Genomic DNA, 12,324 nt, shown 5'->3' with positions numbered 1-12,324 from the left:
CAGGCCATTCCGGCTTGCGTGCCACGCGGGGAGCCCGGAAGGTCAAAGCCATGAAGGCCATCAGCTACTCACGGTACGGCGGACCCGAGGCGCTGGCGTTCGGGGAGGTCCGCGATCCCAAGGTCGGCCCGGACGCGGTGCTGGTGAAGGTGCGGGCGGCGTCCGTGAACCCCGTCGACTGGAAGGCCCGCGAGGGCTACCTCGACGCCATCCTCGAACCCGTCTTCCCCGTGGTGCCCGGCTGGGACGTCTCGGGCGTCGTCGTACGGCCCGGCGTGGCCGTCTCCGAGTTCGACGTCGGGGACGAGGTCATCGGGTACGTGCGCGAGGACTTCCTCTCCCGGGGCACCTTCGCCGAGTACGTGGCCGCGCCCCTGCGCACCCTCGCCCGCAAGCCGCGCAACCTCTCCTTCGAGGAGGCGGCCGGACTGCCGCTGGTCGGGCTCACCGCCTACCAGGTGCTGCTCAAGGTGCTCCAGGTGAAGCGGGGCGAGACCGTCCTGGTGCACGCGGCGGCCGGCGGCGTCGGCTCGATCGCCGTCCAGCTCGGCACCCACCTCGGCGCCCGGGTGATCGGTACGGCGAGCGAGCCCAACCACGACTTCGTGCGGGGCCTCGGCGGCGAGCCGGTGACGTACGGCGAGGGCCTGGGCGAGCGGGTGCGGGGGCTGGCGCCCGAGGGCGTGGACGCGGTGTTCGACACGGTCGGCGGTGACGCGTTGAAGGCCTCGGCGAACCTGCTGGCCCCCGAGGGCCGCCTGGTGTCGATCGCCGACGGCGACGTGGTGAACTACGGCGGCCGCTACTACTTCGTGCGCCCCGACGCCGAGGACCTCCAGCGGCTGACCGACCTGGCGGAGCAAGGCGTGGTGAGCGTGCACGTCTCCGAGACGTTCCCGCTGGAGCGGGCGGCGGACGCGCACCTGCTGAACCAGGAGGGCCGGACCCGCGGCAAGATCGTCGTGACGGTGAAATGGGAGACGGAGAGCCTGTAGCCCCCTGGCCGCCGGCCCGTGGACACGGCCTAGAGAACGAGGGCGGCCCCGCACGCCGCCATCGCCACCGTGCAGAGCACCGCGGCCGTGGCGTGCCGGGGCGCGAACGCCGCGGGGCTGCCGGGGGCGGAGAGCGTGCGGATGCGGCGGTGGGCGACACCGAGGAAACCCAGCCACAGGACACAGCACAGGGCGCACGCGACGACCCCGGCCACCGACGCGCCGCCGTGCAGCGCGGTCTTCACGGCGAGCACGGCGGAGACCGTGCCCGAGAGGGTCGTCCGCCGCCACGCGAGCCGGGTCCGCTCGGGCTGGAGCCCGGGGTCGCGGTCAGGGGTCCGCGGCGCGCTGTGAGCCGCGCTCACCCCTCCCACCCCACGAGCACCACAAGCACCATCGCGACGGCGACGACCGCGACGACGAGGCTCAGCAACGCCGGGAAGCGGGACACCGGCAGATCCTCGCCCCGGCGCATGGCCCGCTCGCAGCGCACCCAGTGGTTGACCGCCCGCAGCGAGCACAGGACCCCCGCCGCGAGCAGCGCGAGGGCCAGCCCCACCCGCCAGCCCCAGCGCAGGTCCGGCAGGAACTGGTCCACGGCGAAGCCGCCGCCGATCAGCGCCAGCGCGGTGCGCAGCCAGGCCAGGAAAGTGCGTTCGTTCGCCAGCGAGAACCGGTAGTCGGGCGTCTCGCCGTCCTGCCGGACCTGGGCGGGCGCGAACCACAACCGGACGTTCCGTACGAACTCGATCACGTGCGCGACCCTACCCGGGAGCTCCTCGCCGGGCGCTGTGGGTGCCGCCCGCTACGGCCTCGACCGAAACGCCTTGAGCCGCTCGTACGCCGCCAGCCCGTCCGGCACCCACTCCCAGTCCCCGAGGCGCCGCTCCACCTCGTCCTCGGGCAGGAAGTCGTGCCAGGCCACCTCCTCGACCTGCGGCCGTACGGGAAGCTCGCAGCGGACCTCGTACACCGCCGACCACCAGCTCTGGCCGGCGCCGTTGTCGTAGAGGAACTTGAAGAGGTACCGCGGGGCCGGCAGGCCGGTCACGCCCAGCTCCTCCTCGGCCTCGCGCAGGGCGGCCGTGTCGTAGGCCTCGCCCGCGCCGACCACTCCGCCGACGAACATGTCGTAGAGGGACGGGAAGACCAGCTTGGTCGGGGTCCGCCGGTGCACGAAGATCCGTCCTCCGGCGTCCCGGGCCTGGATGAACACGCATCGGTGCCGCAGGCCCTCGGCGTAGACCTCGCCCCGGGGGCACTGCCCGGTGACCTGGTCGTTCTCGTCGACGATGTCGAGGATCTCGTCAGCAGCGCTCATGCCCTCATCCAAGCAGGGGCCGCGTCCGAGCGGCGGGCGGCGCCGGGTTCACACCTGCTGCGGCTGTGCCTGCAGCTTTCCCACGCGGGCCCGCTCCGCCAGCCCGTGCGGCATCGCCGGATGCAGCCCCAGCAGCACGATCCCGGCGACCACGGCCAGCAGGCCACCGGCCTCCCAGCTCAGGGCCACCGCGTCGGTCCGCAGCCGGTCGCCCAGGAAGCCGACGCCGCAGATGATCCCGGCGAGCGGCTGGGCCGCGGTCAGGGCGGGCAGCGACTTGCGCAGGGAGGCGGTCTCGAAGGCGCTCTGCACGAGGACCAGCCCCGTGACGCCCAGCGCGAGGACCGCGTACGGCTGCCAGCCGGTCAGCAGCTCGGCGAAGCCGCCGTCGGAGAACTTCTGCCCGCTCACCCGGGTCAGCGCGTCCTGCACGCCGTAGAGCAGCCCGGCGGCCAGGGCCAGCAGCACCGGTCCGGAGCTCAGCCGCGAACGCTTGGCGTGGGTCGTGAGCAGCAGGGCGAGCCCCACCATGGCCCCGATGATCAGCCACTGCCGCACCGGATCGGCCGTCGCGGCTCCGCCCTGTGGCTGGCCCGCCACGATGAACGCGGTCACTCCGCCCGCCAGGAGCAGCAGACCCGCCCAGCCCTGGCGGCCCAGTGGCTGCTTGGTCTGCCTGCGGGACAGCGCCAGCGCGAACAACAGGTTCGTCGCCAGCAGCGGCTCCACCAGTGACAGCTCGCCCTGCCCCAGGGCGGCGGCGCCCAGTCCCATGCCGACCACCATCAGCGCGATGCCGCCGAGCCAGCGCGGCACCTTCACCAGGTCGATGAGCAGGCGGAAGGAGAGGAAGTCGCTCAGCGGGGCCCGCTGGGCCGCGTTCTGCTGCAGAACGAAGCCGAAGCCCAGACAGCAGGCGGCACCCAGGGCGAGCACGAGAACTAGAACCGACACGCGGTGTACCTCGATCGTCAGGTCGGGTCACGGTTGCGTAAGGGCCGACTGTACCGGCCGGCTCCGCCCGGCGCGCCCGTACGTCCTGCCATCGTCCGGGGCGAACCCGGCCAACGCTATGACGTACGTCACAAAGGGCGAAACGGATAAATCGGATGCTGTTGACATGGCCCTCCACCTCCTCGTTGATCACAAGAACCTCACAAGTAACACCAGTTGACGCGTGTAACGCCACAGCGGCCCTTGACGCCAACCGTTGGTGGGGGGTTGGCTGTGCGTGATCAGTTCATGGCATTGCGCACACCCGCGCCCCCTCGACCGCCGTGAGCCGAAACACAAGAAGAGCGCGTGAGGAAGTTCCGCGGTGTCCCCACCCCCGCCTCCCCTCGGCCGTGGCCGCAGACGTGCGGCACAGGCCTTCGACGAGGCCCTCGACGACGCCGACCTCGTGGCCGCGCGCGCCGCGCTGGCACAGGGCCGCTGGCAGCACGTCCGGTCCCTGCTGGTCCGGACCGGAGACGAGTGGGACCGCCGCGGCCACCGGATCACTGTCCTCGCGGGGGAGTCCTACAGCGCCGCCTGGGCCCGCGAGTGGCTGCTCGCCGAACCCGAGTCCGCCGACGCCTCCGTCCTGCTCGCCCTCGCCGAGGTCCGGCGGGTGCTGCGCGGCAAGGGCAAGCCGCCCCGCGCCCGCGAGGCCTGCCGGACCGCCGTCGCACGCGCCCCGGCCGACCCCACCCCCTGGCTCGGCCTGCTCATGCTGGAGTGCGCGACCGGCAGCGACCTGGACGTGGTCCGGCACTTCGAGGCGGTCCGCGGCCGGTACGCCGACCACCACCACGCCCACCACCTGATGGTCGCCCGGCTCGCCGGACGCCGCACCGACGCCGGCCCGGACCCGCTGCACGAGGTCTACGACTTCGCCAACTGGGCCGCCGAACAGGCACCGGCCGACTCCCCGCTCGCGATCCTGCCCGTCATCGCACACGCCGAGCGCTACCGCGTGCTGGCGGCCGCCGGGTACGAGCCCGCCGATCCGGCCGCCTCGGGCCACTGGGCCGGCCGCCGCGCCCGGCAGGTGATGAAGGCCGCCTTCGACTGGTGGCTGGAGTGGGAGCTGGAGGGCCACCCGCGCCGGCTGATCGACCTGAACTTCCTCGCCCACGCCAAGTTCTGCGAGGGGCGGGGCGCCGAGGCCGCCGCCCTGTTCCACCGGATCGGCCGGTACGCCACCCCGGCGCCCTGGTCGTACCCGGACCGCGACCCGCACACCGCCTTCGCCGCCGCCCGCGCCGGCGCGCTCGGCACGGCCTGACCCCGCCATCCCAGAAGTGAGGACGCTCTCCCGATGACCACGGACAGTTCGAGTACGAGCACGTCCGCCGCCGGCGGCGGCATCAGTACGTTCAAGGGGCAGGAGCGCGCCCTGCGCGCCGACCGCCTCGGCACCGGGGGACTGCTGCTCTCCGTCCTCGCCGCGACCGCCCCGCTCATGGTGGTCGCGGGTGTCATGCCCACCACATTCGCGGTGATGGGCATCGTCGGCCAGCCGCTGCTCTTCGTCGTCCTCGGCGTCGTCCTGATCCTGTTCAGCGTGGGCTACGCCGAGATGAGCCGCCACGTCCACAACGCGGGCGCCTTCTACGCGTACATCGCCCGCGGCCTCGGCGGCACCGCCGGCGCGGGCGCCGCCCTGGTCGCCCTCGTCGCCTACAACGCGCTTCAGATCGGCATCTACGGCATCTTCGGCTTCGAGGTCTCCGGGCTCCTCGCCACGTACGCCGACGTGGAGATCGCCTGGTGGATACCGGCCCTCGTGGCCGCCCTCGCCGTCGGACTGCTCGGCTGGCTGAAGATCGACGTCAACGCGCGCGTGCTCGGCGTGCTGCTGGTCATCGAGGTGCTGCTCGTCGTGATCTTCGACATCGCCGCCCTCGCCGACCCCGGCAAGGAAGGCCTGTCGCTGCACGCCTTCAACCCCGACACGCTCACCGGCGCGGGCGTCGGCACCGCCCTGTGCTTCTGCATCGCCGCGTTCCTCGGCTTCGAGCAGGCCCCCGTCTACGCCGAGGAGACCAACCGCCCGCACGTCCTGGTGCCGCGCGTGATGTTCTTCGCCGTCGGCGGGGTCGCCGTCTTCTTCGCCCTGAGCAGCTGGGCCCTCACCGTCGCCACCGGCCCCTCCGCGATCGTCGGCACGGCCCAGAAGCAGAGCGCCGGACTGCTGTTCTTCCTCACCGAGTCCCGCCTCGGCGGCACGTTCACGGACGTCCTGCACGTCCTGTTCGTCACCGGCATGTTCGCCGCCCTGCTCAGCTTCCACAACGTCGTCGCCCGGTACGCCTTCGCCATGGGCCGCGAGGGCCTGCTGCCCGCCGCCTTCGGCCGCACCAGCGGCACCAGCGGCGCCCCCGGCACCGGCTCGCTGCTGCAGACCGTCGTGGCCGTGGTGGTCGTGGCCGCCTTCGCGATCGCCGACGACAAGCCGGCCGGCGACCCGACCGCGCCCGTCCTGCGGCTGTTCACCTGGCTCGGCAACATCGGCGCCCTCGGCGTGATCCTGCTGATGGCGGCGGCCTCCCTGTCGGTCGTCGTCTTCTTCGTCCGCCGCGGCGCCGCCGGGGTCCAGGCCTGGCGGCTGGTCACCTCCGTGCTGTCGGGCCTCGCCCTGCTCGTCATCGCCGGCTACACCGTGAAGGACTTCGAGGTGCTGGTCGGCGCCGGCCCGGACTCCTCGCTGAGCTGGGTGCTGCCCGGCGTCATCGGGCTCGCCCTGGTCGGGGGCCTGCTCCTGGGCCTGGTGCTGCGCGCCCGCGCCCCCGAGAAGCACGCCCGGATCGGGCTCGGCAACGAGGCGTTCCAGCTGGACAAGGCGGCCTCGTCCTGAGGGTGCCCACGTAAGAAGTGGTTACGGAAGTCTGACGAGCACCCGCGATCCCTGTCCTCCGGGGGTCGTGGGTGCTCGAATGAGAACGTGGACGAGGACGTGAATAGGGGAGTGCGCGAGGACGTACAAGACGGCGTGAACGACGGACACCCCGAGGAACGGGGCACCCCGGTCGGCCGCCGCGTCTTCCTCGGCACCCTCGCCGTGGGCGCCCTGGGCGTCGTCGCCGCGCCCAAGCTGCAGCGCGGCCTGGAGGGCTTCCTCGGCGGCGCCGCCGACAAGGACCCCACCGGCCTGACCGGACTGCTCCCGAACGGCGGCGGCTTCCGCTACTACTCGGTCGCCTCGTCCGTACCGCGCAAGAACGCCGACACCTACCGCCTCAAGATCGACGGCCTGGTCGACCGCCCCACGAGCTACACGCTGGACGAGCTGAAAGCCCTCCCGCAGACCCGGATGGTCCGCGACGTCCAGTGCGTCACCGGCTGGCGGGTCCCGGACACACCGTTCGAAGGCGTACGCCTCTCCCGGCTCCTCGACGCGGCAGGCGTACGCCCCACCGCGAAGGCGATCCGCTTCACCTGCTTCGACGGCACCTACACCGAGAGCCTCACCCTCGCCCAGGCCCGCCGCGCGGACGTCCTGGTCGCCCTGCGCATGCAGGACAAGGACCTCGGCCACTCCCACGGCGGGCCGGTCCGCCTCTACGTGGCGCCCATGTACTTCTACAAGTCCGCCAAGTGGCTCTCCGGCATCACCCTGACCGACGACGTCGAGCCGGGCTACTGGGAGGAGCGCGGCTACGACGTCGACGCCTGGGTGGGCCGCTCGAACGGACGCGACGATGCACCCACGAGCTGACACCGCGGCCGATGTCAGCCGCTTCACCCGGACCCAGCGCTGGATCCACCGCACGACGGCCGCCCTGATGGGCGTCTGCGTACTGACGGCGGCCTGCCTCTACGTCCCCCAGCTCGCCGAACTCGTAGGCCGCCGTGCCCTGATCGTCACCCTGCACAAGTGGTCGGGCCTGGCCCTGCCCCTCCCGGTCCTGGCCGGTCTCGCCTCCCGCGCCTTCCGAGCCGACCTCGGCCGGCTCAACCGCTTCGGCCCGCACGACCGCACCTGGCTGCGCGCCGCCCTGCACCGCGACAAACGGCACGCCTCCCGCCCGGCCGCCAAGTTCAACGCCGGCCAGAAGATCTACGCGTCCTGGATCGCCGGAGCCACCCTCGTCATGCTCGCCACCGGCCTGATGATGTGGTTCACCCACCTCACCCCCCTGCTCTGGCGCACCAGCGCAACCTTCGTCCACGACTGGCTGGCCCTCACCATCGGCATCGTCCTGGCCGGCCACATCGGCATGGCCGTGGCCGATCCGGAGTCCCGCAGAGGCATGCGAACGGGCAAGGTGAGCAGAGACTGGGCGACCCGGCAGCACCCCCTATGGCGCCGATAGCTCTTTGCCTTCAGGGGCGCGGGGAACTGCGCGAACAACCACAACGCACCCGCGGCCGCTCGCCGACATCACCCCCTACGGCGCGACGTCGAAATCCAACAGCACCTTGCAAGACCGACTCCGATCAGCGGCCAGCGCAAAGGCAGACTCGGCCTCCCCCACGGGAACGACCGCACTGACCAGTCCGTCGAAAGCCGGCTCCACCGCCAGCAACTCCAACGCCGCATCAAACTCCGTGTCGAACCGGAACGCCCCCCGCAGCTCGATCTCCCGGCTCACCACAAGGTTCCCCGCGAACGGACTCTGCCCCGGCGGCAACATGCCCAACTGCACGACCACCCCACCGCGCCGCACCCGCCGCAGACACGCGTCGAGCCCCGCGGCCACCCCGGACGCCTCGATCGCCACATCGACCTCATCGGGCCACCCGGCATCGTCCGGGTCATCGGCCCGAACAACCGTCTCCGCACCGGCGACCCGGGCATATTCCAACGCCTCGGGCAGCAGATCCGTCACAGTGACATGCGCCGCCCCCGCCGCCTTCGCCGCCGCGACCACCAGACACCCGATGGGCCCGGCACCGGTCACCAGAACATGCCGCCCGGCCACGTCCCCGGCCCGCCGCACCGCGTGCAGCGCGACGGACAGCGGCTCGGCGAGCGCGGCCCGGCGCAGCTCCAGACCGTCCGGCAACGCCCGCAACTGCTCACACGGCACGACCACCTGCGCCGCGAACCCGCCCTGCACATGCGGGAAACGCGCCGCACTGCCCAGATAGCTGGTGTCCCGGCACACGTTCCGCCGCCCGGCCGAGCACTCCGGGCACACCCCGCACGGGGTCGCCGGGTGCACGGCCACCGCCGTACCCGGAGCCGGACCCGAGGCGCCGGTCCCGTACTCGAGCACCGTTCCGACGACCTCGTGCCCGAGCACCATCGGCTCCCTGAGCCGGAAGTCTCCGACGCCGCCGTGCCGCCAGTAGTGCAGATCGGACCCGCACACCCCGCCGTACCGGACGGCGACCAGCGCCTGCCCCGGCCCGGGCTCCGGAACGGGCAACTCCGTGACCCGGAGGTCGTCCTGACCGTGAATCACACAACCCAGCATCGAAACCTCCTGAATGGTCACAGCACGCTCGTCATGCCGCCGTCGACATACAGCACCTGCCCGCTGATGAAGTCGGCGGCCGGGGAGGCGAGGAACAGCACCCCGCCCACCAGGTCCTGCGTACGGCCCCAGCGCCCGGCCGGGGTACGCCGCCGCACCCAGGCGCTGAACTCCTCGTCGTCGACGAGGGGCTTGGTCAGCTCGGTCTCGATGTAGCCCGGGCCGAGCCCGTTGACCTGCACTCCGCTCGGGCCCCAGTCCGCGCACATGCCCTTGGTGAGCATCTTCAGCGCGCCCTTGGTGGCGGCGTACGGCGCGATCCCGGGCCGCACGACCTCGCTCTGCAGCGAGCAGATGTTGACGATCTTGCCGTGGCCGCGTTCCGTCATCCGGCGCGCCGCCTCACGGCCGACCAGGAAGGCACTGGTCAGGTTGGTGTCCAGGATCCGGTGCCAGTCGGAGTCGGTGAACTCCAGCAGCGGGGCGCGCAGTTGCATGCCCGCGTTGTTGACCAGGATGTCGAGCGGGCCCACCCGCTCCTCGACGTCCGCGATCCCGTCCGCCACGGACGATCCGTCGGTCACGTCGAACGCGGCCGTGTGCACCTTGTCGCCGGGCAGCCCGGCGGCGGCCTCGGCCAGCCGGTCCTTGTCGCGTCCGTTCAGGACGACCGTGCAGCCTGCTTCCGCCAGACCACGGGCGAGGGCGAGTCCGATGCCCCGGCTGGAGCCGGTCACCAGGGCCGTACGGCCGCCGATGTCGAACAGGGGGTGAGCAGTCATGGCCGTACCTCTCCTAGATCACCAAGGACAACAGCAGGACGAAGCCGCCGGCGACCACCGAGATGATCGTCTCCATGACGGACCAGGTCTTGATGTTCTGGCCGACGGTCAGCCCGAAGTACTCCTTCACCATCCAGAACCCGGCGTCGTTCACATGGCTGAAGAAGAGCGAGCCGGCGCCGATGGCCAGGACGAGGAGGGCGGCGTGTGTCGTCGACATGTCGGCCGCGAGCGGGGCGACCAGGCCGGCCGCCGAGACCGTCGCCACCGTCGCCGAACCGGTCGCCAGCCGGATCGCCACCGCGATCAGCCAGGCCAGCAGCAGCGCGGGGATCGACCAGTTCTCGGAGATCTCCAGGACCATCTGGCCCACGCCGGTGTCGATCAGCGTCTGCTTGAAGCCGCCGCCCGCGCCGACGATCAGCAGGATGCCCGCGATCGGCATGAGGCTCTTCTCGACGAGCGGCGAGACGCGCTCCTTGGAGAACCCGGCGGGCCGCAGCAGTGTGAAGATGCCGACCAGCACCGAGGCGAGCAGCGCGATCATCGGGGCGCCGACGACGTCGAAGACGCGCTGGACCGGGTTCTCCGGGTCGTCCACGACGATGTCGACCAGCGCCTTGGCGAGCATGAGGATCACCGGCAGCAGCACCGTGAACAGCGTGGCGCCGAAGCCGGGGCGCTTCTCCAGGTCCTCGGAGGCGCGCTGCGGAATCATGTTGTCCGGGGCGGGCACGTCCACCCAGCGGGCCGCGTACTTCGAGAACACCGGACCGGCGATGATCACCGTGGGAACGGCGACCAGGACACCGAGCGCCAGCGTCACACCGAGGTCGGCCCCGACCGCGTCGATCGCGACCAGCGGGCCGGGGTGCGGCGGCACCAGGCCGTGCATCACGGACAGGCCCGCGAGCGCCGGGATGCCGATGCGCATCAGCGAGTAGTTGCCGCGCTTGGCGACCATCAGCACCACCGGGATCAGCAGCACGATGCCGACCTCGAAGAAGAGCGGCAGTCCGATCACGGAGGCGATCAGCACCATCGCCCAGGGCATCGACCGCCCGCCGGCCTTCTCGAGGATGGTGTCGACGATCTGGTCGGCGCCTCCGGAGTCGGCGAGCATCTTGCCGAGGATCGCGCCGAGGGCGATCAGCACGCCGACGCCGGCGACCGTGGTGCCGAGGCCGGCGCTGAAACTGAGGAGGACCTTGTCCAGGGGCGCCCCGGCGATCGCGCCGAGCGCCAGTGACCCGATGGTCAGCGCCAGGAACGCGTGCAGCTTGAACTTGGTGATGAGCAGGACGATGACGGCGATGCCCGCCAGCACGGCGATGCCCAGCTGAGCGTGCCCGGCCGAGGTGATCGGCTCGGGTGCGTCCGCTGCCAGCATCTCGACGCTGAGTCTGGTCACGGGGGAGGTGTCCTTGGGGTGAGGGGAGTCGTAGGAAGGGAGTCAGGGGCTACTGGACGGGCTCGGGGAGATCCTCGAGCGCGCTCGCCGCCCGTTCGGTGATCTCCTCCGGGCTGCCCAGGACGTCCACGCGGACTCCCGCCTCGTCGCTCTCCAGCGGCTGGAGCGTGGCGAACTGGGAGTCGAGCAGCGCCGTGGGCATGAAGTGCCCCTGCCGGTGCGACATCCGGTCCTCGATCAGCGAGCGGTCGCCCGCGAGGTGCACGAAGACCACGCCGGGTGCGGCGGCCCGCAGCCGGTCGCGGTACGACCGCTTCAGTGCCGAGCAGCTGACCACCCCGCCGAGTCCGGCCCGCCCGTGCCCCCACGCGCCGATGGCGTCCAGCCAGGGCCAGCGGTCCTCGTCGGTGAGTGGCGTACCGGCCGACATCTTGGCGATGTTGGCCTGCGGGTGGAAGTCGTCGCCCTCGGCGTACGGAACGCCGAGCCGGGCTGCGAGCAGGGGACCGATGGTGGTCTTTCCGGTGCCCGCGACGCCCATGACCACGACGACGTGGGGGGTGTTCATCGCTGCCTCACTGTCTGCTGTCTTCGTCGACACGTGATGTCGACGCAACTGAAACCCATTAGGTACGACTAATTCAAGAGGCCGTGACAAATAAGTCTGACTTTTTGTCTCCGTGATCTACCCCGTACGCTGAGTGCATGAGCACACCGGGTCGAGGGCTGCACGGCCATGTACTGGACACCCTCGGCCCCGAGATCACGGCGGGCGAGTACCCGCCGGGCAGCGTGCTGCGCACGGACGAGCTGGCCCAGCGTTTCGACGTGTCGCGCTCCGTGATGCGCGAGGCGGTCCGTGTCCTGGAGTCCATGCGCCTGGTCGAGTCCCGCCGTCGCGTCGGCGTGACGGTCCGCCCCAAGTCCGAGTGGAACGTCTACGACCCCGAGGTCATCCGCTGGCGCCTGGCAGGCGCCGACCGCCCCGGGCAGCTGCGGTCCCTCACGGTGCTGCGCTCGGCGATCGAACCGGTCGCGGCGGGCCTCGCCGCCCGGCACGCCACCGCCGAGCAGTGCGCCGAACTCACCGAGTGCGCCCTCGGCATGGTCGCCAACTCACGCGGTCACAAGCTGGAGGAGTACCTCGTCCACGACATCGCCTTCCACCGCGCCGTCCTGGCCGCCTCCGGCAATGAGATGTTCGCCCGCCTCGGCGACGTCGTCGCCGAGGTCCTGGCCGGCCGCACCCACCACGACGTGATGTTCGAGGACCCCGACCCGGCCGCCGTCACCCTGCACGTCCAGGTGGCCGAGGCGGTCCGCGCGGGCGACGCGGTCCGCGCGGAGGAACTGACCCGCGAGATCACCGTCGGCGCCCTCCAGGAACTCGACATCCTGGCGCCGTGAC

General features: G+C 71.6%; 14 protein-coding genes. 6 read left to right on the top strand and 8 right to left on the bottom strand.

The window, feature by feature from the left end; genetic code table 11:
* The first annotated feature begins 50 nt into the window (after window positions 1–50).
* Window positions 51–995, top strand: coding sequence for an NADP-dependent oxidoreductase (locus tag OHU35_RS08800; protein ID WP_405505119.1), 945 nt, complete (start codon window positions 51–53; stop codon window positions 993–995).
* Between the two features lie 29 nt (window positions 996–1,024).
* Here the strand turns inward: OHU35_RS08800 and OHU35_RS08795 are convergent, their stop codons facing one another.
* The 4 genes from OHU35_RS08795 to OHU35_RS08780 are packed head-to-tail and all read right to left on the bottom strand — an operon-like array spanning window position 1,025 to window position 3,270.
* Window positions 1,025–1,360: a DUF202 domain-containing protein gene (locus tag OHU35_RS08795; protein WP_189726619.1), complete on the bottom strand. Its 336-nt coding sequence runs from the start codon at window positions 1,358–1,360 to the stop codon at window positions 1,025–1,027.
* Entirely contained in the window at window positions 1,357–1,749 is a 393-nt protein-coding gene (locus OHU35_RS08790; protein WP_189726618.1) for a YidH family protein, read from the bottom strand. Before OHU35_RS08790 ends, OHU35_RS08795 begins: the two co-directional genes overlap by 4 nt.
* A 51-nt stretch (window positions 1,750–1,800) precedes the next feature.
* Complete coding sequence (locus OHU35_RS08785; protein WP_405505118.1) at window positions 1,801–2,316, bottom strand: NUDIX hydrolase; 516 nt, start codon at window positions 2,314–2,316, stop codon at window positions 1,801–1,803.
* 48 nt (window positions 2,317–2,364) lie between these two features.
* On the bottom strand, window positions 2,365–3,270 hold the full coding sequence (locus OHU35_RS08780) for a DMT family transporter (RefSeq protein WP_359896596.1): 906 nt from the start codon (window positions 3,268–3,270) through the stop codon (window positions 2,365–2,367).
* Between the two features lie 364 nt (window positions 3,271–3,634).
* On the opposite strand from OHU35_RS08780, the gene OHU35_RS08775 reads away from it, so the two are divergent.
* The 4 genes from OHU35_RS08775 to OHU35_RS08760 all read left to right on the top strand — a co-directional run bounded on the left by OHU35_RS08775 (window position 3,635) and on the right by OHU35_RS08760 (window position 7,616).
* Window positions 3,635–4,585: a hypothetical protein gene (locus OHU35_RS08775; RefSeq protein WP_405505117.1), complete on the top strand. Its 951-nt coding sequence runs from the start codon at window positions 3,635–3,637 to the stop codon at window positions 4,583–4,585.
* A 33-nt stretch (window positions 4,586–4,618) separates the two neighbouring features.
* Window positions 4,619–6,157 (top strand): APC family permease, encoded by a 1,539-nt coding sequence (locus OHU35_RS08770; protein ID WP_405505116.1) that lies wholly within the window; start codon window positions 4,619–4,621, stop codon window positions 6,155–6,157.
* Window positions 6,158–6,292: 135 nt separating this feature from the next.
* Window positions 6,293–7,018, top strand: a complete 726-nt coding sequence (locus tag OHU35_RS08765; RefSeq protein ID WP_189726696.1) for a molybdopterin-dependent oxidoreductase — start codon at window positions 6,293–6,295, stop codon at window positions 7,016–7,018.
* Window positions 7,002–7,616, top strand: a complete 615-nt coding sequence (locus OHU35_RS08760) for a cytochrome b/b6 domain-containing protein (protein ID WP_405505115.1) — start codon at window positions 7,002–7,004, stop codon at window positions 7,614–7,616. The genes OHU35_RS08765 and OHU35_RS08760 overlap by 17 nt, the downstream gene beginning before the upstream one ends.
* A gap of 75 nt (window positions 7,617–7,691) precedes the next feature.
* On the opposite strand, the gene OHU35_RS08755 is transcribed toward OHU35_RS08760, so the two are convergent.
* From OHU35_RS08755 to OHU35_RS08740, 4 genes are read right to left on the bottom strand one after another with little or no spacing between them, the layout of a single operon-like run.
* Window positions 7,692–8,723, bottom strand: coding sequence for an L-idonate 5-dehydrogenase (locus OHU35_RS08755; protein WP_405509193.1), 1,032 nt, complete (start codon window positions 8,721–8,723; stop codon window positions 7,692–7,694).
* A 17-nt stretch (window positions 8,724–8,740) separates the two neighbouring features.
* Window positions 8,741–9,505, bottom strand: a complete 765-nt coding sequence (locus OHU35_RS08750) for an SDR family oxidoreductase (RefSeq protein WP_189726612.1) — start codon at window positions 9,503–9,505, stop codon at window positions 8,741–8,743.
* 13 nt (window positions 9,506–9,518) lie between these two features.
* The gene (locus OHU35_RS08745) at window positions 9,519–10,916 is read right to left on the bottom strand and encodes a gluconate:H+ symporter (RefSeq protein WP_189726611.1); all 1,398 of its coding nucleotides are present in this window, start codon (window positions 10,914–10,916) and stop codon (window positions 9,519–9,521) included.
* Between the two features lie 49 nt (window positions 10,917–10,965).
* A complete protein-coding gene (locus OHU35_RS08740; protein WP_189726610.1) occupies window positions 10,966–11,484 on the bottom strand; it encodes a gluconokinase in 519 nt (172 codons plus the stop codon).
* 137 nt (window positions 11,485–11,621) lie between these two features.
* Between OHU35_RS08740 and OHU35_RS08735 the strand changes: the two genes are divergently transcribed.
* Entirely contained in the window at window positions 11,622–12,323 is a 702-nt protein-coding gene (locus tag OHU35_RS08735) for a FadR/GntR family transcriptional regulator (RefSeq protein ID WP_189726609.1), read from the top strand.
* The last annotated feature ends 1 nt before the right edge of the window (window position 12,324 follow it).

Source organism: Streptomyces purpurascens (assembly GCF_045040895.1).
GTDB classification, from domain to species: Bacteria; Actinomycetota; Actinomycetes; order Streptomycetales; family Streptomycetaceae; genus Streptomyces; species Streptomyces purpurascens.
Note: the sequence above shows the minus strand (reverse complement) of the source record. Positions and strands in the feature narration are given on the sequence as shown.